This window comes from Massilia pseudoviolaceinigra (genome assembly GCF_030846505.1).
Taxonomy (GTDB): Bacteria; Pseudomonadota; Gammaproteobacteria; order Burkholderiales; family Burkholderiaceae_D; genus Telluria_A; species Telluria_A violaceinigra.
The window spans coordinates 151,875-174,704 of record NZ_JAVCWL010000007.1 but is presented as its reverse complement, the minus strand read 5'-3'; the positions used below and the strand labels follow the sequence as shown (position 1 = coordinate 174,704).

The window sequence follows — 22,830 nt, the reverse complement described above, 5'->3', positions numbered from 1 at the left end:
GATTGCGTATCATTCCGTGCTTGACTCACCAGGATGTTCACCCATGCTCCCAACTATCGAACAACGTCTCGCCATAGAACTTGCCGCCAAACCTGTACAGGTTGCCGCCGCCATTGCCCTGCTGGACGAGGGCGCCACCGTTCCCTTCATCGCGCGCTACCGCAAGGAAGCGACCGGCGGGCTGGACGATATCCAGTTGCGCCTGCTGGAAGAACGCCTGCGCTACCTGCGCGAGCTGGAAGACCGGCGCGCCGCGATCATCTCGTCGATCACCGAACAGAACAAGATGACGCCGGCCCTGCTCGACGCCGTCACCCACGCAGAAGACAAGACCCGGCTGGAAGACCTCTACCTGCCCTACAAGCAAAAACGCCGCACCAAGGCGCAGATCGCGATCGAAGCGGGCCTGGCGCCCCTGGCCGATCAATTGCTCAATGATCCGACCAGCGCGCCGGAAGAAGAAGCCGCCAAATACCTGCGCGAAGCCTTCACCAGCGACGACGGCAACAACCCCGGCGTGGTCGACACCAAGGCCGCGCTGGACGGCGCGCGCCAGATCCTGATGGAGCGCTTCGCCGAAGACGCGACCTTGCTGCAGTCGCTGCGCGAATACGTGCAGGAGCATGGCATCGTCGAATCGAAGGTCGTCGAAGGCAAGCAGGATGAAGGCGAAAAATTCGCCGATTATTTCGACTACTCCGAGACTATTTCCACCGTGCCCTCGCACCGCGCGCTGGCCCTCCTGCGCGGCCGCCGCGAAGGCATCCTCGACGTGGTTCTGCGCCTGGACACCGAAGCCGAAAAACCGAAGTGGGATGCCCCGCACAACCCGTGCGAAGGCCGCATCGCCGCCCGCTTCGGCATCAAGAACCTGGGCCGCCCGGCCGACAAATGGCTGGCCGACACGGCCCGCTGGACCTGGCGCGTGAAAAGCTTCATGCACCTTGAAACGGAGCTCATGGGCGCCCTGCGCGAACGCGCCGAACTCGATGCCATCAACGTTTTCGCACTGAACCTGAAAGCGCTGCTGCTGGCCGCGCCGGCCGGCCCGCGCGCCACCATGGGCCTGGACCCGGGCCTGCGCACCGGCGTCAAGGTGGCCGTGGTCGACGCCACCGGCAAGGTGGTCGACACCGCCGTCATCTACCCGCACCAGCCGCGCAACGACTGGGACGGTTCGCTGCACGTCCTCGGCGCGCTGGCCGCCAAGCACAATGTGTCGCTGATCTCGATCGGCAACGGCACCGCCTCGCGCGAAACCGACAAGCTGGCGCAAGACCTGATCAAGCAGCGCGCGGAACTCAAGCTGACCAAGATCGTCGTCTCGGAAGCCGGCGCCTCGGTGTACTCGGCCTCCGAATTCGCTTCGCGCGAGCTGCCCGACATGGACGTGTCGCTGCGCGGCGCGGTGTCGATCGCGCGCCGCCTGCAGGACCCGCTGGCCGAACTGGTGAAGATCGATCCCAAGTCGATCGGCGTGGGCCAGTACCAGCACGACGTGAGCCAGACCCAGTTGGCGCGCTCGCTCGACGCCGTCGTCGAAGATTGCGTGAACGCCGTTGGCGTGGACGTCAACACCGCTTCGGCGCCGCTGCTGGCGCGCGTGTCCGGCTTGTCTTCCAGCGTGGCGCAGGCAATCGTGACCTACCGCGACCTGAAAGGCGCCTTCACCTCGCGCGCCGCCCTGAAAGCGGTGCCGCGCCTGGGCGAGAAGACATTCGAGCAGGCGGCGGGCTTCCTGCGCGTGATGGGCGGCGCCAATCCGCTTGATGCGTCGGCGGTGCACCCGGAATCGTATCCGCTGGTGGAAAAAATCCTGGCCGATATCAAGAAGGAGATGAAGGCCGTCATCGGCGACGCGTCGCTCCTCAAGACGCTCAATCCGGCCAGGTACGCGGATGAAAAATTCGGCGTGCCGACCATTACCGACATCCTCAAGGAGCTGGAAAAGCCGGGACGCGATCCGCGCCCGGAATTCACCACCGCCACCTTCAAGGAAGGCGTGGAAGAGATCCGCGACCTGCGCCCGGACATGATCCTGGAGGGCGTGGTGACCAACGTGGCCGCCTTTGGCGCGTTTGTCGACATCGGCGTGCACCAGGATGGACTGGTGCATATTTCGGCGCTGTCGAACGCGTTTGTGAAGGACCCGCACACGGTGGTCAAGGCCGGCCAGGTGGTGCGCGTGAAGGTGCTGGAAGTGGACGAGAAGCGCAAGCGCATCGCCCTGACCATGCGCCTGACCGACAGCGCGCCGCAGCCCGGCTCCAAGCCGGAGCAGCGCGGCGACCGCACCGACGGCAAGCGCCTGGCGCAGCACCAGCAGAAGCAGGACCGTGCGCCGGCGCCGGCCGGCGGGAGCATGGCGGCGGCCTTCGCCAAGCTGCGTGGATAAGCCATCCATGATGGCGATTGCCGCCTGCGATCCGGACAGCCTTGATGCCCGCACTCTGATCGAGGAGCTGTCGGCGGCGCTGGCCGCCATCACCGGCGACAGCGGCAAGGCCTCGTTTTGCGCTGACGACGCCCGGGTGGCGCGCTCGCTGTTCGTGGTGGCACGCGGCGATGGCGGGCAATTGCTCGGCTGCGCGGCACTGCGCCCGCTCGATGGCGACGTGGGGGAGGTCAAGCGCATGTTCGCGCGTCCCGGCGCCAGCGGTGTCGGCGCGGCCTTGCTGGCGCACGTGGAGCAGGCGGCGCAGGGGTTCGGCTACCACCAACTGTGGCTGGAAACGCGCAAGGTCAACACGCGCGCGGTGGCCTTCTACCAAAAGCACGGTTACGGCATCATTCCCAACTATGGTAAATACGTGGGACGGGATGATGCGGTTTGCCTGGGCAAATTGCTGAGGGCCGAGGAAGCGTCCTTTTCCCCGCTCGGTCAAAGTAGCTAGAAGCACCTACTCCCGACGCCGCCGGGCCCCAAACGTCCACCCCCCGCCGTTTTCTTATAAAATGGCGGCATCTAACCTATTTCCCACCGAGGCAAGCCATGAGCGACGTAAAAACCTGGATCAAAGAAACCGTAACCGCCACCCCCGTGGTGCTGTTCATGAAGGGAACCGCGCAGTTTCCACAATGCGGCTTTTCCGGCCGTGCCATCCAGATCCTGAAAGCCTGCGGCGTCGAGAACATCGCCACCGTCAACGTGCTGGAAGATCCGGAAGTACGCCAGGGCATCAAGGACTATTCGAACTGGCCGACCATTCCCCAGCTCTACGTCAAGGGCGAATTCATCGGCGGTTCCGATATCATGAATGAAATGTTCGAGTCCGGCGAACTCAAAGCACTGCTCGATGCCTGATTCTCGCGTGCGGCGCCTGGTCGTCGCCATCACCGGCGCCACCGGTGCCGTGTACGGCGTGCGCCTGGTCGAGCAACTGGCCGCCACACCAGGCATCGAAACGCATCTGATCATCTCCGACGCCGCCGTCCTGACGCTCCATCAGGAACTGGGCATGCAGCGCCGCGAGGTCGAGGCGCTGGCCCATGTCGTCCACAAGAACCGCGATGTGGGCGCGTCGATCGCCAGCGGCTCGTTCCAGTCCGACGGCATGGTGATCGCCCCCTGTTCGATGAAAACCCTGGCCGCCGTGGCCTTGGGCCTGTCCGACAACCTGATTGCGCGCGCGGCCGACGTGGTGCTCAAGGAGCGCCGCCGGCTGGTGCTGATGGTGCGTGAAACCCCGTTCAACCTGGCGCATCTGCGCAATATGACGGCGGTAACGGAAATGGGGGGAGTGATCTTCCCGCCGCTGCCGAGCTTTTATCACAAGCCGGAAAGCATCGACGAGATGGTCGATCATACGGTGGGACGGGTCATGGACCTGTTCGGCGTGGTGCACACGCTGGCGCCGCGCTGGGCCGGCATGAAAGCCGGTTCGGACGCTCAGCCGGACAGCTGAGGCGTACAGGCAGCCGCGCCAGCCTGGCGCCGGCACTGCCTTGCCATGCGCGGCAGGCGCTCAGCGCTTGTCGAACTGCCAGCTGTCGGCCTTTTTCAATTCTTTTGCTTCCTCGACCATGCGGCGATGCTGGATGCGCTTGCGCATGACTTCTGCGTGCTGCGCCGCAGTCATCGGGGGAACGGTCATCAGGTCCTTGAGCTGGGCGGTGTTGCTGTAGTTACTTTTCATAAGACGGCGGAATCCTCGGCTTGGTGCGTAACGGGATGACAAGACTACAAGTGCTGCTGTGATTATGAGCCACTATTCCGGTTTTGGGCGGCACAATATACACGCATTCCGCCGGGAAACTTTACCCGTGGTCTGACCATTGTGCATGAATTTTATGGCGTGGCCATGACAAATCATAAACACCCGTCGAATTTGTAGAGGACGGGGCCATGATCCGGGATTGATGCGGCGCAAATGACGCCCGTGGAGAAACCGCCGCCCCCGATCGGGCGCTTCGGTGTGGCAAGAAAACAATTTATATCAACGCCAAGAAAGCCGATATACGTGTTAAATAGCTACTTTTGGTAATTAATGCGTACAAGCATGCGGATGAATTCTCGCGCAATTTGACGATGATGTTCGTCCAGACGCTGTAAATCGGCGATTAATTTCACGTCGGCCGATTCAAAACGCGATAAACCGCCCGCGCCATCACCGTTGGCCGCAGCGTTTTCGTCGCCGCCAAAGCGCAACCATTCCGCGGGCACGCCCAGCCATTGCGCGATCATGCGCAGCTTCTCTTGGGTGGGAATAGCCTCTCCTACCAGCCATTTGCGGGCAGCGTGCACCGTAATTGGCCGTCCATCGAAGCGAATGTTAAATTCCCGCGCCAAGCGTGTGGGACTGTCGGGTGAGTAATGGGCGTTCTTTAGTGCCTGCTGCAGGCGCTCACTAAAGCTTTCCCGTTCGTTGGATGAATTCATGGGTGGCACTATTTCATGCAACGGCATGAAAGTCAGTCTCTTCACAGTTGAGACCAATTGTGACAAGTTGCTTTCCGGATGTAACAATTTGACAGGCGTTGCCCATGCATCGCAGGGCAGGATGCATGGGGCAAAACCTTGATTCATAAACAATATTTTGCGCGGTCCGGTGCGGCGGGAAAGGTCACCTGGTCGAAAAAACCAGTGTAGACCGGCCCAACACGGCCGCCGCCGCGCACGATGACGCGGTTTGTGCTGGATCAGATGCCTGCACATGAGCCCGGTGTAGCGATCGGGCGGAAAGCGGCCACGGGCGAACGCCGTGGGCGCAGCTGGCGGCGACGCCCACGCCATCTTTCGCGTTCAGGATACGGACAGGCACGCTACAATAGGTTGACGTTGACGTAAACGGAAATCACCGCGGGGGATTTTCGCGCCGTCTCCTCCCACCGCCGCTTCTTATTAGTTGATGAGCCATTGATGTCCATACGTACTTACACCATCGCCGAACTGGCGCGCGAATTCGATATTACCGCGCGCGCCATCCGCTTCTACGAAGACCAGGGCTTGCTGCGCCCCAGCCGCGAAGGCGTGGGCGGACGCAACCGGGTCTACACGGCGCGCGACCGCACCCATCTCAAGCTGACCCTGCGCGGCAAGCGCCTCGGCCTGACCCTGTCGGAAATCAAGAGCATCGTCGACATGTACGAGTCGCCCAAGGATACCGCGGCCCAGATGAACCGCTTCCTCGGCGTGCTGGCCCACCAGCGCGAAACGCTGGAGCGCCAGCGCGAGGATATCGACATGGCCCTGGCCGAAATTGCCGCCCATGAAGAAGAATGCCGCCGCATGCTGGCCGAGACCACGGCCAATGCCTGAATAACAAGAGCAATGCAAAAAGTGCGGCTGCTTGACGTTTACGTTAACGTCAAACATGCGTATGATGAACTCTTCCCATTCCGACCCCCGCGAGGACGACACAATGCTGCATCTTCCAGGCTTGACCTTTGACCATGGCGAAGACATCGCCGCGCTGCGCGAAGCAGTTCAACAATTCGCCGCGGTAGAGATCGCTCCCCGCGCGGCGGAAATCGACCGCAGCGACCAGTTCCCGATGGACCTGTGGCGCAAGATGGGCGACCTGGGCGTGCTCGGCATCACCGTCGACGAGCAGTACGGCGGCGCCCAGATGGGCTACCTGGCCCACATCGTGGCAATGGAAGAGATCTCGCGCGCCTCGGCTTCGGTCGGCCTGTCGTACGGCGCCCACTCGAATCTGTGCGTCAACCAGATCAAGCGCAACGGCACCGAAGAACAGAAGATGAAGTACCTGCCGAAGCTCATTTCCGGCGAGTACATTGGCGCCCTGGCCATGTCCGAGCCGAACGCCGGATCGGACGTGGTCAGCATGAAGCTGCGCGCCGACTTCAAGGGCGACCGCTGGGTGCTCAACGGCACCAAGATGTGGATCACCAACGGCCCCGACGCCGACGTACTGGTGGTGTACGCCAAGAACGACCTGGAAGCCGGCCCGCGCGGCATGACGGCCTTCATCATCGAAAAAGGCTACAAGGGTTTCTCGATCGCACAAAAGCTCGACAAGCTGGGCATGCGCGGCTCGCACACGGGCGAACTGGTGTTCCAGGATTGCGAAGTGCCGGCCGAAAACGTGCTGGGCGGCCTGGGCAAGGGCGTCAACGTGCTCATGTCGGGCCTCGATTTCGAACGCACCGTGCTCTCGGGCGGTCCGCTGGGCATCATGGCAGCCTGCATGGATGCGGTGGTGCCCTACGTGCACGACCGCAAGCAGTTCGGCCAGCCGATCGGCGAATTCCAGCTCATGCAAGGCAAACTGGCCGATATGTACTCGACCATGATGGCGTGCAAGGCGTATGTGTACGCCGTGGGCCAGGCCTGCGACCGCGCCAAGACGCCGGAAGCGATCCGCAACCTGCGCAAGGATGCCGCCGGCGCGATTCTGTACAGCGCCGAGAAGGCAACCTGGATGGCCGGCGAAGCGATCCAGACGCTGGGCGGCAATGGTTATATCAACGAGTATCCGGTCGGACGTCTGTGGCGCGATGCGAAGCTCTACGAAATCGGTGCAGGCACCAGCGAAATCCGCCGCATGCTGATCGGCCGCGAATTGTTTGCCGAGACCAAGTAAGCCGATCGCGGCGTGCTGGTGGAGCGGGCACGGCTGTGCCGGCTCCACCATATAGAATAGTCTTCCCACAAAAGACTGATCGAGAAGCCAGATGACACAAGTTGCGTTCCCCAAGCTGCTGTCTTCGCAGATTGCTTTCGACATCGCCCGCACTATCCTCGATGGTTTCGACAAGCACTACCGCCTGTTCCGCCAGACCAGCCAGACTGCCAAGCGCCATTTTGAAACCGGTTCCTGGGCCGTGGCCCAGCAGGCGGCGCGCGAGCGCATCGGTTTCTACGACCAGCGCGTGCAGGAATGCGTGCAAGTGCTGGAAGACGAATACGACAACGGCGAGCTGACCGACGAAGTCTGGCGCGAACTCAAGCTGCACTACATCGGCATGCTCTCCGGCCACAAGCAGCCCGAACTGGCCGAAACCTTCTTCAATTCGGTCTGCTGCAACATCCTGCACCGCACCTATTTCCACAACGATTTCATCTTCGTGCGCCCGGTGGTGTCCACCGAGTACATCGAAACCGACGAGCTGCTGCCGACCTACCGCGTGTACTACCCGGCCAAGGATGGCCTGCGTTTCGCGCTCAAGCGCATCGTCACCAATTTCCAGCTCAACTGCAAGTTCGCCAACCTCGACCGCGACATCGCGCTGGTCGAAGGCCGCCTCAAGCTGATCTTCGGCAGCGAAGCGCTGGAACCGAACCACCAGATCCAGGTGCTGTCGAGCCTGTTCTTCCGCAACAAGGGCGCCTACATCGTCGGCAAGGGCATCAACGGCAACCGCGAATATCCCTTCATCGTGCCGATCCTGCACAACCGCCACGGCGAGCTGATTCTCGACACGGTGCTGTTCGACCACGAACAGATCACGATCCTGTTTTCGTTCACGCGCGCCTACTTCCTGGTGGACATGGAAGTGCCGTCGGCCTACGTGCAGTTCCTGCGCAGCCTGCTGCCGCGCAAACCGAGGAGCGAGATCTACACCATCCTCGGCCTGCAAAAACAGGGCAAGACGCTGTTCTACCGCGATTACCTGCAGCACCTGAAACACACCGCCGACCGCTTCGAGATCGCGCCCGGCATCAAGGGCCTGGTGATGCTGGTGTTCGCGCTGCCCTCGTTCCCGTATGTGTTCAAGGTCATCAAGGATTTCTTCCCGGCGCCCAAGGAAACCACGCGCGCCCAGATCAAGGAAAAATACCTGCTGGTCAAGAACCACGACCGCGTGGGCCGCATGGCCGATACCCTGGAATACTCGAACGTGGCGTTCCCGCTGGAACGCTTCTCGGAAGAGCTGATCGCCGAGCTGATGCATCACGCACCGTCGCTGGTCGAATACGAAGGCGACCGCATCATCATCCGCCACCTGTACATCGAACGGCGCATGGTGCCGCTGAACATGTTCCTGAACAAAGCGGAAGTGGCCGGCAACGATAATTTGATCGAACACGGCGTGATCGAATACGGCAATGCCATCAAGGAACTGGTAGCGGCGAATATCTTCCCCGGAGACATGCTGTACAAAAACTTCGGCGTCACCCGCCACGGCCGGGTCGTGTTCTACGATTATGACGAAATCGAATACATCACCGACTGCAATTTCCGCACGATCCCGGAACCGCGCAACGAAGAAGATGAAATGTCGGCCGAGCCGTGGTACTCGATCGGCAAGCACGACGTTTTTCCCGAGCAGTTCGGCGCATTTTTGCTGGGCAACGCGAAAATCCGCCTGTATTTCATGAAGCACCACGCCGATCTGTTGACCAAGGATTTCTGGCAGTCGCGCAAGCAGCGCATCATGGACGGCCATATCGAAGACGTGTTTCCGTATCCGCAGCAGATCCGGTTCTGTAACCAGACGTCCGCCGACAACCCGGCGGTCTATACCCCATCTTATTTGGAGAACTTACACAATGAATGATCCAGTCGTTATCGTCGGCGCCGCCCGCACACCCATGGGCGCGTTTCAGGGCGATTTTTCTTCCAAGTCCGCCAGCGACCTGGGCGCCGTGGCGATCGCCGCGGCCGTCGAGCGTTCCGGCGTCGACGCCAAGCTGGTCGAACACGTTTACTTCGGCAACTGCCTGATGGCGGGCCAGGGCCAGGCTCCGGCGCGCCAGGCGGCCATCAAGGGCGGCTTGCCGCTCTCCGCCGGTGCGGTAACCCTGTCCAAAATGTGCGGCTCTGCCATGCAGGCGGCCATCTTCGCGCATGATTCCCTGCTCGCGGGCAGCGCCGACATCGTCGTCGCCGGCGGCATGGAATCGATGACCAACGCGCCCTACCTCATTCCGAAGGCGCGCGGCGGCTACCGCATCGGCCACGGCATGATGTTCGACCACATGATGTACGACGGTCTGGAAGACGCATACTCGCGCAACGAGAAGACCGGCGAAGGCCGTTCCATGGGCACCTTTGCCGAAGAATGTGTGGCCAAGTATTCCTTCACCCGCGAAGCGCAGGATGCGTTCGCGATTGCCTCGGTCAAGCGCGCGCAGGAAGCGAACAACGAAGGCTACTTCAAGTGGGAAATCGCGCCTGTCACCGTCACCAGCCGCGCCGGCGACTCCGTGATCGACAAGGATGAAGGCCCGGCCAAGGCCAAGCTCGATAAGATCCCTGCGTTGAAGCCCGCCTTCAAGAAGGATGGCACCATCACCGCCGCCTCGTCGTCGTCGATCAACGACGGCGCCGCAGCCTTGGTGCTGATGCGCGAATCGAAGGCGCGCGAACTGGGCCTGACCCCGATCGCCCGCATCGTCGGCCACTCGACCTTTGCGCAGGAACCGAACCTGTTCACCACGGCCCCCATCGGCGCGCTGCAAAAGCTGTTCGCCAAGACCGGCTGGAAGCCATCGGAAGTGGACCTGTACGAAATCAACGAAGCGTTTGCGGCGGTGCCGATGGCGGCGATGCACGAACTCGATATCCCGCACGACAAGGTCAACATCCACGGCGGCGCCTGTGCGCTGGGCCACCCGATCGGCGCCTCCGGCGCGCGCATCATCGTCACCCTGCTCGGCGCCCTGAAGAAAACCGGCGGCAAGCGCGGCGTGGCCTCGCTGTGCATCGGCGGCGGCGAAGCGACGGCGATGGCGTTTGAAATGATGTAGTTACAGCGGCTCGCTTCCAAGAGCCGTCGTTCCCGCCTGCGCGGGAACGACGGATCGGAGGTTAGCGGCAGGCTTGCGTATACGCGATTCCCAACTAAGAGACTAAATGCCAACAGCACTGATCATCGGCGCCTCGCGCGGCATCGGCCGCGAACTGGTGCGCCAGTACCTGACAGACGGCTGGCGCGTGATCGCCACCGCCCGCAAAAGCGAAGACTGCACGGCGCTCGGCGCCATGGGGGTGCACCCGTACCAGCTCGATGTCACCAGCGCCGACTCCATCGCCGCGCTGGGCTGGAACCTGGACGGCGAACTGCTCGACGCCGCGTTCCTCAACGCCGGCGTGTACGGCCCGCGCCACGACGGCTTTCCAACCCAGGCCGACTTTGACACCGTCATGCACACCAACGTGCTCTCCGCCCTGCGCCTGCTGCCCGTGATCGCGCCGATGGTGGCCGAGGCGCGCGGCAAGCTGGCCGTGATCTCCTCGCGCATGGGGTCGATCGGCGCGCGCAGCAGCGCCTCCGGCACCTTGTACCGCGCCAGCAAGGCGGCGTTAAATTCGGTACTGGTCGACACCAGCATCCGCTTCGGCCCCAAGGGCGCGACCTGCGTGGCCTTCCATCCGGGCTGGGTCCAGACCGACATGGGCGGCCGTGACGCCGACATCACGCCCGAACAAAGCGCGGCCGGCCTGCGCGCCACCCTGGCCAGCATCGATGCTGCCGCCAACGGTGCATTCCTCAATTACGACGGCACGCCAATTCCCTGGTAAGCCCAACCTAGCGAAACCTATGATACTGACCGAAGAACACCAGATGATCCGCGACGCCCTGCGCAGCTTTTCGCAGGAGCGCCTTGCTTCCAACGCCGCGCGCTGGGACAAGGAGCACTACTTTCCCAAGGACGAACTGAAGGAACTGGCCGCGCTGGGCGCCTTCGGCGTGGCCGTGCCCGAGGAACTGGGCGGCGCCGGCCTCGATTACGTCTCGCTGGCGCTGGTGCTCGAAGAAATCGCGGCCGGCGACGGCGGTACCTCGACCATCATCTCGGTCAACAACTGCCCGGTGTGCAGCATCGCCATGATGTATGCGAACGACGCTCAAAAAGAGCAGTGGCTGCGGCCCCTCGCCCAAGGCAAGATGCTGGGCGCGTTCGCGTTGACGGAGCCGCATACCGGCAGCGACGCCTCGGCACTGCACACCACCGCCACGCGCGACGGCGACGAGTACGTCTTGAACGGCACCAAGCAGTTCATCACCAGCGGCAAATACGCCGACGTGGTGATCGTCATGGCGGTCACCGACAAGGCGGCCGGCAAGAAGGGCATCAGCGCGTTCTGGGTGCCGACGGCCACCCCCGGCTACATCGTGGCCGGCCTGGAACAGAAGATGGGCCAGCATTCGTCGGACACCGCGCAGATCCTGTTCGAGAACTGCCGCATCCCCGCCGCCAACCTGATTGGCGAAGAAGGCCAGGGCTACAAGATCGCCCTGTCCGGTCTTGAGGGTGGACGCATCGGCATCGCATCGCAGGCGGTCGGCATGGCGCGCGCCGCGTTCGAGGCGGCGCTGGTGTATGCGCGCGAGCGCGAAAGCTTCGGCAAACCCATTTTCGAGCACCAGTCGGTGCAGTTCAAACTGTCCGATATGGCCACGCAGATCGAAGCCGCGCGCCAGCTGATCCGCCACGCCGCGTCGATGAAGGATGCCGGCCTGCCGTGCCTGAAGGAAGCCGCGATGGCCAAGCTGTTCGCCTCCGAAATGGCCGAACGGGTCTGCTCGGATGCGATCCAGGTGCACGGCGGCTACGGCTACGTGAGCGACTTCCCGGTCGAACGCATCTACCGCGACGTGCGCGTGTGCCAGATCTACGAAGGCACCAGCGACATCCAGAAAATCCTGATCGCGCGGGCGCTGTAAGCATGGCGGGCGACGCGGTCATCCGGGCGGCGGCCAGCGAGGATCTGGACGCCTTCTTCGCCTATCTGAACGACCACCTGCGTGACAATGGCAGCGGCGCCACGGCGCTGTTCATGCCGATGGCGCGCGCCGCCTCGCGCTTCGGGCCCGAGCGCGAAAGCGCCTTTCGCAGCGCCACCACGACCGCCCTTGGGCAGCCCGGATGGCGACGCCTGTGGCTCGCGTTCGACGCGCAGGGCGGCATCGCCGGCCACATCGACCTGCGTGCACGTCCTGAAGGGGCTTGCGCGCATCGCGCGCTGCTCGGCATGGGCGTACAGCGCGACGCCCGCAAGCAGGGCCTGGGGGCGCGTCTGATCGACGTGGCGGCCATCTGGGCCGCCGGCGAGGCGGGGCTCGACTGGATCGACCTGGAAGTTCTGTCGGTGAACGTGCCGGCGCGCGAGCTGTATGCGCGCTGCGGTTTCGTGCGGACCGGCGAAATGGCCGACATGTTCCGCATCGACGGCGAGGCGCTGGCCTACACTTTTATGTCGCGCAAGGTACGCAAGCTCTGATACGCTGGGCGGTCAAGCGATATTCCGGTATCCGATGCCGGCGCGATGGCCTTCCCGTACACTATGGTCTTTAACCGCAGCTGGTTCTGACGGAACCGGCGCGCAGCCGGACAATATGCCTGGGGCCGTGCGGAACCATTCCGGAGCGGCAACTCCACTACCTCATCGTCAATCAATGAAAGAACCCGATATGCCCATGCTGCCCCGCCCGATACCGATCCTGATGTGCGCCCTGATGCTTCCGATGGCCGCCAGCGCAGCGGAAACATGCAAGCTCGGCTACCCGGAAGTGGACAAGGTGACGGTCCGCTGGCAGGGGCCATGCCAGGATGGCTATGCCCACGGCAAGGGCATCATCGAAGCGCGCAAGGACGGCGAAGTGAGCATGCTGTATGAGGGCATGGTCGAGCGCGGCATGCCCAACGGCAAAGGCTACATGACATTAAAGTCGGGCATGGAATACAGCGGCGAGTTTCAGAATGGCCGGGTTCACGGCAAGGCGGTATCGGTCAGCCAGTTGGGCGACCGCTACACCGGCGAGTGGAAAAATTTCAAGCGCAGCGGCAAGGGATCCATCGTCTATACCTTGGGCGGGCGCTATGACGGCGAATGGAAAGATAACGACTTTCACGGTCAGGGGGTGGCGCTCTATTCGAGCGGGCGCCGCGTGGAGGGTGAATTCGTCGCAGGACGGCCAGTCGGCGCACCCCCGCGGCCGGCCCCGGCCGCACCGTCCGGAAAACACAGCCTCAAGGAAGAGGTGCCTCATGTGGGCAGCAATATCCCGCGCACCATCGCCGACGGTTCCGCCATCCCGTTCGACGCCTCGTACGACGCGTTGACCGAGGAACAGCGGCATCTCGTCCGGGGCTGGTATCGCATGCTCGACGATAGCGACGAGCCGCCGTACCCGCTGCGCGGTACTGGAAACATTTTTCGCGCCATCCAAAAACTGAATGCCAAAAATCCGGCCGAGGGCGTGCTGTCGATGGTGGTCATGGTCGATAGCGAAGGCAACGCCGAGACGGCAAATATCCACCTGTCGCCCAACCCTGACATAGCGAAACTGGCAGGCTTTGTCGCCATGAAGGAAAAATATAAACCAGCGCGCTGCTCGGGCAAGCCCTGTTCCATGGCCTTTCCTTACACGATGAGCTTTCGGACTAACCTGAACTGAACGCCCCGGCCCACTCCCTGTGCCATGCCTGGGCGGCGGGCGGGCCATTGTTGCGCACCATTTGCCGCAGGCTGGGTACGGACTGATTCATACGGCACTTCTATAATTTTTCAGAGCTACTTCTTCCGCTGCGGTTTGATGTCCCGTTCCCTCCCGGGGTCAGCGCGGCGCGCCCGGCGTGGGCAAGACGCCGATGCGGAGCGGGCCGCCATTCTTGCCTTCCTCGCCCTCCTGCGGCGCGATGAACATATCGTGCGGGTACACGAACACCCAGTCCGCATAGCGCCCCTTGTTGCGAAAGCCGCTGTCGTGCTCGTCGAAATTATCGACCTTCATGGGCGCGCGCTGCGACAGCGAATGCACGCCCACGATGCGGCCCTCGACCTTGATCAAGCCCCACTCGGCCTTGCCGGTGATCGGGTCGGCGTACAGGCGCCGCAGGTGGCGCCTGGCGTTCGGGAAGCGCGGGTCCTTGATCAGTTCCTGCAGGGTCAATGGATACATCTGCGGCCCGCCCGCGGCGCTGTCATGATAGCGCGCGATGGCGGCGCGAAATTCGTGACCGATGAACAGCAGCTCGCGCTCCTTGTCGCGCCGCACCGAGGTCGAATACAGTTCGCTGGCGATGCTGCTGCCGACCCCCATGAAGGCCACCAGCAGCAGGGTCCAGATGTACGCGAACCCGCCATCGGGTCCGCTCCGAGGTCCGCGCTTACAGCTGCTCATACGGTACGCCCGCGCGCGTCTTGCCGCGCGCGCCGCTGCGGATATCGGCCACGCCCGGCTTGTCCGGATCGAGGGACGCCACCGGCTGCCACGTCACGCTCGATTCGGTGATCGGGTCGACCGGCACCGAACGAAAATACTTGTGCGTCACCAGGTCGCTCAGCGAGGCCGGATACACGCCCTTGTCGCCGTAAAATTTGTCGATCCCGAGGCGCAGCACGTTCAGGTTTTCCTGGAGCGCCACTTCCTTCGACTTGTCGACCGAGCCGAAATAGCGCGGCACGGCAATCGTCAGCAAGGTCGCGATGATGGCCATCACCACCAGCAGTTCGACCAGGGTAAATCCACTGTGTTTTCTTCTCATGTTCATCACCCTCACCACAGCTTGTGCGGCACGCCGTTCAATCCCGTCGCCGCCGAACGCGAGCTGACGTCGAACACGTCCTCGCCCTCCCTCGGATTGTCCGGTGGCGACGAATACGAACGCTTGGCCCAGGTATCGGCCGCGCGTCCCTCGTCCTGGACGGCAAACGGATCGCGCGGCAGGCGCCGCAGGAAATAGATGTTCTTCTTGGCGGGACTAAGCTGGTCGGGCACGCCCTCGACCAGTTCCTCCAGCTTTTTCGGATAGCCCGAATCGCCCACCGCGATCTTGATCCGGCCAAGATCGGCGGCCTTCTTGTACGCTTCGAGTCCCTCGCGGATTTCGATCAGCGCGCTGCGCAGGCTGCGCTCCTTTTCGCGCTGCACCGCCACCTGCGCCATCGGCACCGCCACCACCGCCAGCGTCCCCATGATCGCCAGCGTGATCATCAGCTCGATGAAAGTGAAGCCGCGCGCCTTCACTGGATCACCTTGCGCGGCGCATCGGTGCCGGGCGGCTTGCCGGTTCCGGTTCCGGTTCCGGTTCCGGTTCCGGTTCCGGTTCCGGTTCCGGTCGGGCTGTCGCCGGCGGGCGGCTGCGGCGCCGCTTCATCGCCGCCGGTCATGGGCGACGGCCCCGCTTCCGGCTGCGATGGCTGCGCTGGCTGCGCCGGCGGCGGCGCCTCGGGCGCCTGGGCTGCCGGCTGGGGGCCGGCGGCCGGCGATCCGCCGCCAGGACCCGGTCCGCGCCCGCCCACATTCGATTCGGTGCCCGAGTCGAACTGCGCGGTCATCAGGTCGGGCCGGCGCAGGCCGCGCAAGATCCGCGGCGTGATCGACAGCACGATCTCGCTGCGCGAGGTATCGTCCTTCTGGCTGCCGAACAGGCGCTTGAGCACCGGCAGGTCGCCGAAGCCCGGCAGCTTGTCGGCGCTGCGCCGGTCCTCGTCGCTGATCAGGCCCGCCAGCACCTGCGTCTCGCCATCCTTCAGGCGCAGCACCGTGCCTGCCGTGCGCGCGCCGATCTGATAAGCCTGCGTGCCCAGTTTGCTGATGATTTCCTTGACCACCGTGCTCACTTCCAGATTGATCTTGATCGCCACTTCATCGTCGAGATTCACATTCGGTTCGACATCGAGCTTCAGGCCCACGTCGAGGTAATTCACGCTTTCCGAACTGACGCCATTGTTGGTGGTGACGGTGATCACCGGCACCCGGTCGCCAATGTGGATCTTGGCCTTTTCCTTGTTGCGCACGCGGATGCGCGGGTTGGCCAGGATATTGCCGTCGGTGTCGACCTGGTTGGCGTTGATGGTGGCGCTGCCGATGGCAACGTTGATGCGCCCGCGGTTAATCCCGCCCAGACTGGCGACAGTCAGCGGTGAAAGGGACTCGCCCCCGCTGGCCAGGCTCAGGGTGGCCTTGTCGGGCCAGCGGATGCCCAGTTCCATCAGGCGCGTGCGTTTCACTTCCAGCACCTCGACTTCGAGCATCACTTCCGGGTCGGCCATGTCCTGCATGGCGATGATGCGTTCGGCCATGCGGATCATGTCGGGCGTGTCACGCATCATGATGATGCCGAGACGGTCGTCGGTGACGATGTCCTTGGCCTTGAGCAGGGTCTTGATCGAAAACGAGACAGTCTTCGCGTCGGCGTTGGTCAGATAAAAACTGCGCACCACCAGCTGCTGGTAATCCTTCACCTTTTGCGCCGTGTTCGGGTAGATCGTGATGGCGCGCTCGCCGGTCACGGTCTGTTCGAGCTGGTTGGCCGAGAGCAGCATGCGGATCGCTTCTTCCAGGCTGGTATTGCGTACCGAGATGGTAGTGCGCAGGGCCGGGTCGACGTCGCGGTCGAACACGAAGTTCAGCCCCGAGACCTTGCCCAGGAAGTCGAATACCGAGCGCACCGGCGCGTCGCGGAACTCCAGCGTCACCGGTTTGCGGTAGGCGGCGGCCAGCTTGCCGCTGCCCGCGCCCTTCTTGGCCTGTTCGTCGGCGATGCGGCTTTTCAGCGCCAGCGCGTCGCGCTGGTTGGGGCGCTCCTGCAGCACCACGCGCAGCGTGTCGAGGGCCTGCGCCAGGTCGGCCTCGCCGGCGCGCCGCCACGATGCCTCGGCGCCGGCCACCATCTCCTTGTGGCGCTGTTCCAGCGCGATGGCCTGCATGCCCTGCTGCGCGACCGTATTGGCGGGGTCGATCGCCAGCACCTGGGCCGACAGCTTTTCGGCCTCGGCGAAATTGCCCTGCTGGCGCAGCTGCTCGGCGCGCCCGTTGAAGGCATTGACGATGCTGGCCTTGCGGTTCAACAGGCCAATCCGGTATTCGGCGTTGCCGGGTTCCTGGCGCACGGCTTCTTCCAGCTTGGCCAGGCCCTGTTCGATATGCCCCTGTTCGAGCAGGGCTTTGCCTTCCTTGAAGGTCTGCGGGCCGGCGCAGCCGCTCAGCGCCACGGCTAGTGCAAGCATGCGCAAGGGCGTTCCCGCCAGTTTCTTCGCTAATGTGTGATTCAATTCATCTCCCCTACTGCGAGTGTTTGTTTCTTCCGGAGCGGCAGATACGTGAACGTCAGCGTGTCGTCGCCGGCGCTGTCGAAGGTGTAGCTCTCGTCGATCTTATCGCCCACATAGGCCACCACGTTGCGTTCCTCGACCTGCAGGAAGTACGCCTGCCTGCCATCGTCGAGGAAGCGCCCGAGCAGGCGGATCGGCAGCTCCGGCGCGCCGCCCGCGTTGCCGGGCGCGCTGGCCTGCACCGGCTTGGTGACGGCGCTGTCGGCCGGCTTGACCGGTGCGGCGTCGGTCACCTGCGCCTGCCAGCTCTGGCGCGCAAAGGCGTTGCCCAGCTCCTCGTCCTGCGTGCGCGGGCGGATTTCCAGCAGCGGCGCCTCAGGCTCCACCAGCGGTGCCTGCACCACCACCGCCGGTGCCGGCGCGATGGTGCGCGCCTGGGCCGGCGGGATCATGTCGGTATCGTCGTCGGGCGCGAAATAGCAGGCCAGCAGGGTCGCGCCCAGCGCCACCGCCATCGTCATTTTTTTCATCGGCGTCCTCCTTTTGCCACAGCCGTCCTGACCAGCAGGTTGAAATGCACGCGCGCTTCGACCTCGCCGGTGTCGATCTGCTCGCGCTTGAATGTCACGGAATCGAGCGTCAGGGCCGGCATGTCGCGCAAGGCGCCGACGATGAACGCCTGCACCTTCGCGTAGTCGGCCTTGATCGGCAGGGTGATCTGGTAGCGCATGAACGCGGCGCCATCTTCGGCCTGCGCCTTGTAGTCGGCCTTGGCCAGCACCACGCCGTTTTTGGCGGCCACGTCGACCAGCTGCTTGAGCAGGTCGGGAATCGTGTCGTGCGCCGGCAGGTAGGCGTAGAAGGCCGCCACGCGGCGCGCGCCGTCCGGCAGCGCCACCCGCTGCTGCGCCGGTTGGGCTGTGCGCGCGGCGCTGATTTGCTGCGCCAGGTCGTACTGGCGCGCCTGCAGGCGCTGCGACTGCCATGCGCACAGGGCGGCGGCCGCCAGCGCGCAGGCGCCGGCGGCGGCGCCCCAGCCCAGGCGCGCGCCAATGCGCCGCGCTTCCCAGCCCATGCGCGCGGCCAGCATCGACGGCGCCCCCGCCTGCTGTCCGCTGCTGGCGATTTTTAATCCTGCCATTGCGCCTCCAGTTGAAAACGGTACGGCCGGTTCGGCGCCGCGCCGTTCAATTCATGCTTGACCAGGTACACGGAGGTGAACAGGGCCTGCTCGTTGAGATAGGCGACGTAGTTCATCATGTCGCCCGCGGTTTCGGCTTCGGCCGCGATTTTCAGGCCGCCGGCGGCGCTGCCGCCGCCACCCTGCTGCGCGCCCGCCTCCGGCTTGCTGTTGAGGTCCATGCCGAGCAGCGCGACGTGAATGTCGGCCGGGGCCTGCACGGTTTTGACCAGGCGCGTGACCGGCAGGTTGAGCTGGCGCACGGCGTCGCCGATGATGGCCAGCTGGCGGTCCTGGGCGCGCTGGTCGGCTTCCGACAGGCGCGCGCGCGGCGCTTCGCGCGGCTGCACCAGCGCCAGCTGCGCTTCGAGCGCGCCGGCGTGGCGCGCCTGCAGCACCCAGTCGATGCCGGCCACGGCCAGCGCCAGCAGGCCGCCCGCCAGCAGCGCCAGGCGCCAGCCCTTGGGCGTTTGGGCGCCCTGCACGAAATTGAGTTGGGTCAGCGCCATTTCAGCACCCCATCATCGCCACGGCGGCGTAACCGGGCGCCGGCGCCGGCGGCAGCTTGACCGTCTCGAAATAGTCGGGCAAGGCGTGCAGCGCCGGGCGCTCGTCGAGGCTGACCAGCGCCACCTGCGCGATTTCGCCCAGCTCGGGCGCGCGCAGGGTCCAGCGCTGCCAGGCCTGCGGCAGTTCGCTCTCCCACGGGCCGCGCAGGGCTTGCGCCTGCACCGCGTGAATGCGGCCGTTGGCGGCGGCGGCCAGCACCAGGCGGCCCGGTTCGACCAGCGCGAACGCCTGCGGGTGGCTCGAGGCGATGGCGCGCCAGGTGATCGACAACACCGATTCGATCGCCACGCACGGATGGCCGCACTCGCGCGCCACGTCCTGCAAGCCTTGCAGGAAGTCGCGCTCGATGGCGCAGGCCAGGCGCGGCTGGCCGTACGGCGCGTCGTCGCACACGATGGACCAGGCGCGCGCGGCGTCGCCGTAGATGCCGACGAACTGCGCCTGCTGGAAGCGCTGCGCCGAATCCTGGTGCAGCAACGCGTCGCTCCACGGGATCATGGCCAGCTGGCACCAGCGCGTGGTCAGCGCCACCGAGACCGGCACGCCTTTCAGAGTCACGCCGGCGGTGCGCAGGTAAGCGCCGAAGGCGGCCAGCGCGCCATCCCATTTGCCGTCGGCCTGGTCGAGGGGAATTCGTACTTCGCTGTGGGCGACGATGCGCTTGCCGCTGCGGACCACGGCGGTGAGCAGATCTGGGGCGAGGGCCACGCACACGGTGCGGCTGGAGAAGATTTCAGTAAGTGACACGGTTAAGCTCCATCAATGTAGTTTCTCCCTGGCGCACCAGGTCCAACGCGGCTTCGCGCACCAGGCGCAAGCCGGCGCGCGACGCTTCTTCCTTCATGCGGCTGACCGGGGCGCGCGTGGTGATCATTTCGCGCATGGCGTCGTTGAGCATCAGTACTTCGGCCACCGCCTTGCGGCCCTTGTAGCCGGTGCCGCGGCAGTGACCACAGCCCGCGCCGGCCTTGAAGCGCCAGCCGGCTACCAGTGCTGCCGTCAGTCCGCTGTCGCGCAATTCGTCGGCGTCGGGCGGCACTTCCACCGCGCAGTGTTCGCAATTGAGGCGCAGCAGGCGCTGCGCCACGATGCCGTTCAGGGCCGCGGCAAAGCTGTAGGCGTCCACGCCCATGTGCAGGAAGCGCCCGACCACGTCGAACACGTTATTCGCATGCAGGGTGGTAAACACCAGGTGGCCGGTGAGCGCGGCCTGCACCGCGATCTGCGCGGTTTCGTCGTCGCGGATTTCGCCGATCATGATCTTGTCGGGGTCGTGCCGCAAAATCGAGCGCAAGCCGCGCGCGAAGGTCAATCCCTTCTTTTCGTTGACAGGAATTTGCAGCACGCGCGGCAGCCGGTATTCGACCGGGTCTTCGATGGTGACGATCTTGTCGCGTCCCGTGTTGATCTCGGTGATGGCCGCATACAGGGTGGTGGTCTTGCCCGAGCCGGTCGGCCCGGTCACCAGCAGCATGCCGTGCGGCTTGGCCGCCAGGCGCCGGATCAGCACAATGGCGTCGGCGTTCAGGCCCAGGCTTTCCAGGCGCAGCGACTGGGCCGCTTCGGTCAGGGCGCGCCGGTCCAGCAGGCGCAGCACCGCATCTTCACCAAAAATATTCGGCATGATCGAGACGCGGAAATCGATCTCGGCGCCCTTGACGCGCACCTTGAAGCGGCCATCCTGCGGAATGCGGCGCTCGGCGATGTCCAGGTCCGCCATGACCTTGATGCGCGAGATGATCTGTTCGGCCATCTGCAAGCCGTGCACCTGGCCGGCCTGCACCAGTACGCCGTCGACCCGGTATTTGATAATCAGCTTGTCGCCGTCGCATTCGAGGTGGATGTCGCTGGCCTGGAACTTGAGCGCGTCGTAGATGGTGGAGTTGACCAGCTTGACCACCGGGCTGCTGTCTTCGCTGATGCGCACCAGCGAAATGTCTTCGATGCTCTGGTCCAGGCTTTCGACCTGGTCGGCGTCGCCGGCCATGCCGGCCATGGCTTGCTGCACGTTTTCCTGCTGCGCCAGGTAGGCGGTCAGTTCGTCCGGGTGCGTCAGCGCCACGGAAAAGCCGCCGTGCAGGGCGGCGTCGGCCCACTGCAGGGTATCGTCGGCAAACGGGTCGCCCAGCACCAGCACCGGAACGCCGGCGGGACCTTCCATCAGCACGCACTCGCGCTGGGCGCAGTCGGTGTAGGGCATCAGGCCGAAGGCGGGCGTGCCGGCCTGCAGCGCGCTAATGGTCCATAGCGGATAGGAAAACAGCGCGGCCAGCTGGGCGATGAACACCTCCGGCTCGGCGCCGGTCATCTCTTCGAGCACGGCGAGCATCGGCCGGCCCTGGGCCAGCGCTGCCAGGCGCGCCTGCTGCACCAGCGCGGCCGTGAGCGGCGCGCCCAGCACCGGCTTGTGGGGAAAATCAGGGGCGTTCATGACAGGCTCCCGGCAAGTTCGAAGATGGGCATGTACATCAGCACCACCACGCCGCCGATGACCACGCCGATGAAGGTCATCAGCAGCGGTTCGAGCAGGCGCGAGGCCCAGTCGACCCAGCGCGCGAATTCTTCATCGTGAAAACGGGCCGAGCGCTCCAGCATGTCGCCCAGGCGGCCGGTGTTTTCGCCCACTTTCAGCAGCGATTGGGCGACCGGCGTGGCCAGCTGGTTCTGTTCCAGCGCGCTGGAGAACGGCAAGCCTTCCTGCACCGCGCGGCGCGCGGCGTCGAGCTGCTGCTGCTGGCCGGGGAGGAGCATGGCCGAGACCATCGCCAGCCCTTTCGACAAGGGAATGCCCGCATGCAGCAGCAGGCTCAGCGCGCGGTAAAAGCGCGCCAGCCGGAATTCGGCCGCGCGCGAGGACAGCACCGGCAGGCGCAGCAGTGCGAGGATCAGGCGCTGGCGAATGGCCGGGTGGCCGAGGGCAAACACCAGGCCGCCCACCAGCGCGGCCAGCGCTCCGAGAAACAGGAAGGGATGGGCCGACATGACCTGGCCGAAGCCGAGCATCATTTTCGAGGCCCAGGGGATATCGCGCCCCGAGGTTTCGTACACCACGCTGAACTTGGGCACCACGTAGCCGAGCAGGAACAGGGTGACCAGGCTGCCGACCACCAGCAGCATGACCGGGTAGATGGCGGCCGACACCAGCTTCTTGCGGATCGCCTCGAACTGCAGCTGGTAGGCGACAAAACGGCCGAGGGCTTCGGGCAAATTGCCGCAGCGCTCGGCCGCGTGGACGGTGGCGACGTAAATTTCGGGGAAGATGGCGGGGAAGTCGCCCAGGGTATCCGACAGGCTCTTGCCCTGTTGTAGGGTTTGCAAGATGGCGCCGATGGTGGCGCGCGTGCCGGGCTGGGTTTCCTTGTTGTGCAAGGTGGCGATGGCTTCGGTGAGGTTGAGCCCCGCTTCCAGCAGTGCCAGGAGTTCCTGGCTGAACTGCATCAAGGGAAACGCGTGCTTGCGGCGCGGTTCGGCCGGCGCCTGCGGGCGCTCGATCGCGAGAACGCGCCAGCCCTTGCGCGCGGCAATGCGGATGGCATCGGCTTCGCTGGGGGCATCGATGGCGATGTGCTGGCGGCTGCCTGCGGCGGCAGCGGCCTGGACCTGGAGTTGAAACTGCATGGTTGACCCTTTGTACTGATTGACTCCTTGCTTCGCATTCGGCCTGGT

At 64.3% G+C, this 22,830-nt stretch carries 24 protein-coding genes; 12 read left to right on the top strand and 12 right to left on the bottom strand.

The window, feature by feature from the left end; genetic code table 11:
• The first annotated feature begins 43 nt into the window (after window positions 1–43).
• The 4 genes from RBA40_RS09200 (at window position 44) to RBA40_RS09185 (ending at window position 3,905) form a co-directional block, all read left to right on the top strand.
• Window positions 44–2,395: a Tex family protein gene (locus RBA40_RS09200; protein WP_306647630.1), complete on the top strand. Its 2,352-nt coding sequence runs from the start codon at window positions 44–46 to the stop codon at window positions 2,393–2,395.
• Window positions 2,396–2,402: 7 nt separating this feature from the next.
• Window positions 2,403–2,894, top strand: coding sequence for a GNAT family N-acetyltransferase (locus RBA40_RS09195; protein ID WP_306647629.1), 492 nt, complete (start codon window positions 2,403–2,405; stop codon window positions 2,892–2,894).
• Window positions 2,895–2,992: 98 nt separating this feature from the next.
• Complete coding sequence (gene grxD / locus RBA40_RS09190; RefSeq protein ID WP_206090881.1) at window positions 2,993–3,304, top strand: Grx4 family monothiol glutaredoxin; 312 nt, start codon at window positions 2,993–2,995, stop codon at window positions 3,302–3,304.
• Window positions 3,297–3,905, top strand: coding sequence for a UbiX family flavin prenyltransferase (locus tag RBA40_RS09185; protein ID WP_306647628.1), 609 nt, complete (start codon window positions 3,297–3,299; stop codon window positions 3,903–3,905). Before grxD ends, RBA40_RS09185 begins: the two co-directional genes overlap by 8 nt.
• A gap of 60 nt (window positions 3,906–3,965) precedes the next feature.
• On the opposite strand, the gene RBA40_RS09180 is transcribed toward RBA40_RS09185, so the two are convergent.
• Both RBA40_RS09180 and RBA40_RS09175 read right to left on the bottom strand, forming a co-directional pair.
• The gene (locus tag RBA40_RS09180; RefSeq protein ID WP_167086010.1) at window positions 3,966–4,136 is read right to left on the bottom strand and encodes a hypothetical protein; all 171 of its coding nucleotides are present in this window, start codon (window positions 4,134–4,136) and stop codon (window positions 3,966–3,968) included.
• Window positions 4,137–4,471: 335 nt separating this feature from the next.
• Window positions 4,472–5,026: a hypothetical protein gene (locus RBA40_RS09175; RefSeq protein ID WP_306647627.1), complete on the bottom strand. Its 555-nt coding sequence runs from the start codon at window positions 5,024–5,026 to the stop codon at window positions 4,472–4,474.
• Between the two features lie 339 nt (window positions 5,027–5,365).
• Between RBA40_RS09175 and RBA40_RS09170 the strand changes: the two genes are divergently transcribed.
• The 8 genes from RBA40_RS09170 to RBA40_RS09135 all read left to right on the top strand — a co-directional run bounded on the left by RBA40_RS09170 (window position 5,366) and on the right by RBA40_RS09135 (window position 13,812).
• Complete coding sequence (locus RBA40_RS09170; protein WP_099881878.1) at window positions 5,366–5,758, top strand: MerR family transcriptional regulator; 393 nt, start codon at window positions 5,366–5,368, stop codon at window positions 5,756–5,758.
• Between the two features lie 103 nt (window positions 5,759–5,861).
• Complete coding sequence (locus RBA40_RS09165) at window positions 5,862–7,046, top strand: isovaleryl-CoA dehydrogenase (protein ID WP_306647626.1); 1,185 nt, start codon at window positions 5,862–5,864, stop codon at window positions 7,044–7,046.
• Between the two features lie 91 nt (window positions 7,047–7,137).
• The gene (gene aceK, locus RBA40_RS09160) at window positions 7,138–8,964 is read left to right on the top strand and encodes a bifunctional isocitrate dehydrogenase kinase/phosphatase (protein WP_306647625.1); all 1,827 of its coding nucleotides are present in this window, start codon (window positions 7,138–7,140) and stop codon (window positions 8,962–8,964) included.
• On the top strand, window positions 8,957–10,156 hold the full coding sequence (locus tag RBA40_RS09155) for an acetyl-CoA C-acyltransferase (protein ID WP_306647624.1): 1,200 nt from the start codon (window positions 8,957–8,959) through the stop codon (window positions 10,154–10,156). Before aceK ends, RBA40_RS09155 begins: the two co-directional genes overlap by 8 nt.
• Before the next feature lie 106 nt (window positions 10,157–10,262).
• On the top strand, window positions 10,263–10,931 hold the full coding sequence (locus RBA40_RS09150; protein WP_306647623.1) for an SDR family oxidoreductase: 669 nt from the start codon (window positions 10,263–10,265) through the stop codon (window positions 10,929–10,931).
• A gap of 19 nt (window positions 10,932–10,950) precedes the next feature.
• A complete protein-coding gene (locus RBA40_RS09145) occupies window positions 10,951–12,078 on the top strand; it encodes an acyl-CoA dehydrogenase family protein (protein WP_306647622.1) in 1,128 nt (375 codons plus the stop codon).
• A gap of 2 nt (window positions 12,079–12,080) precedes the next feature.
• On the top strand, window positions 12,081–12,635 hold the full coding sequence (locus tag RBA40_RS09140; RefSeq protein ID WP_306647621.1) for a GNAT family N-acetyltransferase: 555 nt from the start codon (window positions 12,081–12,083) through the stop codon (window positions 12,633–12,635).
• A gap of 127 nt (window positions 12,636–12,762) precedes the next feature.
• Complete coding sequence (locus RBA40_RS09135; RefSeq protein ID WP_306647620.1) at window positions 12,763–13,812, top strand: MORN repeat-containing protein; 1,050 nt, start codon at window positions 12,763–12,765, stop codon at window positions 13,810–13,812.
• Between the two features lie 159 nt (window positions 13,813–13,971).
• On the opposite strand, the gene RBA40_RS09130 is transcribed toward RBA40_RS09135, so the two are convergent.
• Genes RBA40_RS09130 through RBA40_RS09085 form a run of 10 tightly spaced genes read right to left on the bottom strand, consistent with a single transcriptional unit; the run spans window position 13,972 to window position 22,782 of the window.
• Window positions 13,972–14,538 carry a type II secretion system protein gene (locus RBA40_RS09130; protein WP_306647619.1) on the bottom strand — a complete coding sequence of 189 codons (567 nt, stop codon included), beginning with the start codon at window positions 14,536–14,538 and terminating at the stop codon, window positions 13,972–13,974.
• Window positions 14,525–14,908: a type II secretion system protein gene (locus RBA40_RS09125; protein WP_306647618.1), complete on the bottom strand. Its 384-nt coding sequence runs from the start codon at window positions 14,906–14,908 to the stop codon at window positions 14,525–14,527. The genes RBA40_RS09130 and RBA40_RS09125 overlap by 14 nt, the downstream gene beginning before the upstream one ends.
• A gap of 5 nt (window positions 14,909–14,913) precedes the next feature.
• The gene (locus tag RBA40_RS09120; protein WP_267876226.1) at window positions 14,914–15,384 is read right to left on the bottom strand and encodes a type IV pilin protein; all 471 of its coding nucleotides are present in this window, start codon (window positions 15,382–15,384) and stop codon (window positions 14,914–14,916) included.
• Entirely contained in the window at window positions 15,381–17,414 is a 2,034-nt protein-coding gene (locus tag RBA40_RS09115; protein ID WP_306647617.1) for a secretin GspD/PilQ domain-containing protein, read from the bottom strand. The genes RBA40_RS09120 and RBA40_RS09115 overlap by 4 nt, the downstream gene beginning before the upstream one ends.
• Entirely contained in the window at window positions 17,411–17,944 is a 534-nt protein-coding gene (locus tag RBA40_RS09110; RefSeq protein ID WP_306647616.1) for a flagellar biosynthesis protein FlhF, read from the bottom strand. The genes RBA40_RS09115 and RBA40_RS09110 overlap by 4 nt, the downstream gene beginning before the upstream one ends.
• Entirely contained in the window at window positions 17,941–18,555 is a 615-nt protein-coding gene (locus tag RBA40_RS09105; RefSeq protein WP_306647615.1) for a type 4a pilus biogenesis protein PilO, read from the bottom strand. Before RBA40_RS09105 ends, RBA40_RS09110 begins: the two co-directional genes overlap by 4 nt.
• Entirely contained in the window at window positions 18,543–19,103 is a 561-nt protein-coding gene (locus RBA40_RS09100) for a hypothetical protein (RefSeq protein ID WP_306647614.1), read from the bottom strand. The genes RBA40_RS09105 and RBA40_RS09100 overlap by 13 nt, the downstream gene beginning before the upstream one ends.
• Before the next feature lies 1 nt (window position 19,104).
• Window positions 19,105–19,911 carry a hypothetical protein gene (locus RBA40_RS09095; RefSeq protein ID WP_306647613.1) on the bottom strand — a complete coding sequence of 269 codons (807 nt, stop codon included), beginning with the start codon at window positions 19,909–19,911 and terminating at the stop codon, window positions 19,105–19,107.
• Window positions 19,898–21,595, bottom strand: coding sequence for a GspE/PulE family protein (locus RBA40_RS09090; RefSeq protein WP_306647612.1), 1,698 nt, complete (start codon window positions 21,593–21,595; stop codon window positions 19,898–19,900). The genes RBA40_RS09095 and RBA40_RS09090 overlap by 14 nt, the downstream gene beginning before the upstream one ends.
• Window positions 21,592–22,782: a type II secretion system F family protein gene (locus RBA40_RS09085; RefSeq protein ID WP_306647611.1), complete on the bottom strand. Its 1,191-nt coding sequence runs from the start codon at window positions 22,780–22,782 to the stop codon at window positions 21,592–21,594. Before RBA40_RS09085 ends, RBA40_RS09090 begins: the two co-directional genes overlap by 4 nt.
• Window positions 22,783–22,830 lie beyond the last annotated feature (48 nt).

Excerpts from the sequence above, each read along its gene's own strand:
- RBA40_RS09175 (WP_306647627.1), bottom strand. The coding sequence starts at position 5,026 with ATGAATCAAGGTTTTGCCCCATGCATCCTGCCCTGCGATGCATGGGCA.
- RBA40_RS09100 (WP_306647614.1), bottom strand. The coding sequence starts at position 19,103 with ATGGCGCTGACCCAACTCAATTTCGTGCAGGGCGCCCAAACGCCCAAG.
- RBA40_RS09130 (WP_306647619.1), bottom strand. The coding sequence starts at position 14,538 with ATGAGCAGCTGTAAGCGCGGACCTCGGAGCGGACCCGATGGCGGGTTC.
- aceK (WP_306647625.1), top strand. The coding sequence starts at position 7,138 with ATGACACAAGTTGCGTTCCCCAAGCTGCTGTCTTCGCAGATTGCTTTC.
- RBA40_RS09200 (WP_306647630.1), top strand. The coding sequence starts at position 44 with ATGCTCCCAACTATCGAACAACGTCTCGCCATAGAACTTGCCGCCAAA.
- RBA40_RS09140 (WP_306647621.1), top strand. The coding sequence starts at position 12,081 with ATGGCGGGCGACGCGGTCATCCGGGCGGCGGCCAGCGAGGATCTGGAC.
- RBA40_RS09145 (WP_306647622.1), top strand. The coding sequence starts at position 10,951 with ATGATACTGACCGAAGAACACCAGATGATCCGCGACGCCCTGCGCAGC.
- RBA40_RS09105 (WP_306647615.1), bottom strand. The coding sequence starts at position 18,555 with ATGGCAGGATTAAAAATCGCCAGCAGCGGACAGCAGGCGGGGGCGCCG.
- RBA40_RS09195 (WP_306647629.1), top strand. The coding sequence starts at position 2,403 with ATGATGGCGATTGCCGCCTGCGATCCGGACAGCCTTGATGCCCGCACT.
- RBA40_RS09165 (WP_306647626.1), top strand. The coding sequence starts at position 5,862 with ATGCTGCATCTTCCAGGCTTGACCTTTGACCATGGCGAAGACATCGCC.
- RBA40_RS09125 (WP_306647618.1), bottom strand. The coding sequence starts at position 14,908 with ATGAACATGAGAAGAAAACACAGTGGATTTACCCTGGTCGAACTGCTG.
- RBA40_RS09085 (WP_306647611.1), bottom strand. The coding sequence starts at position 22,782 with ATGCAGTTTCAACTCCAGGTCCAGGCCGCTGCCGCCGCAGGCAGCCGC.
- grxD (WP_206090881.1), top strand. The coding sequence starts at position 2,993 with ATGAGCGACGTAAAAACCTGGATCAAAGAAACCGTAACCGCCACCCCC.
- RBA40_RS09155 (WP_306647624.1), top strand. The coding sequence starts at position 8,957 with ATGAATGATCCAGTCGTTATCGTCGGCGCCGCCCGCACACCCATGGGC.
- RBA40_RS09150 (WP_306647623.1), top strand. The coding sequence starts at position 10,263 with ATGCCAACAGCACTGATCATCGGCGCCTCGCGCGGCATCGGCCGCGAA.
- RBA40_RS09180 (WP_167086010.1), bottom strand. The coding sequence starts at position 4,136 with ATGAAAAGTAACTACAGCAACACCGCCCAGCTCAAGGACCTGATGACC.
- RBA40_RS09090 (WP_306647612.1), bottom strand. The coding sequence starts at position 21,595 with ATGAACGCCCCTGATTTTCCCCACAAGCCGGTGCTGGGCGCGCCGCTC.
- RBA40_RS09185 (WP_306647628.1), top strand. The coding sequence starts at position 3,297 with ATGCCTGATTCTCGCGTGCGGCGCCTGGTCGTCGCCATCACCGGCGCC.
- RBA40_RS09110 (WP_306647616.1), bottom strand. The coding sequence starts at position 17,944 with ATGAAAAAAATGACGATGGCGGTGGCGCTGGGCGCGACCCTGCTGGCC.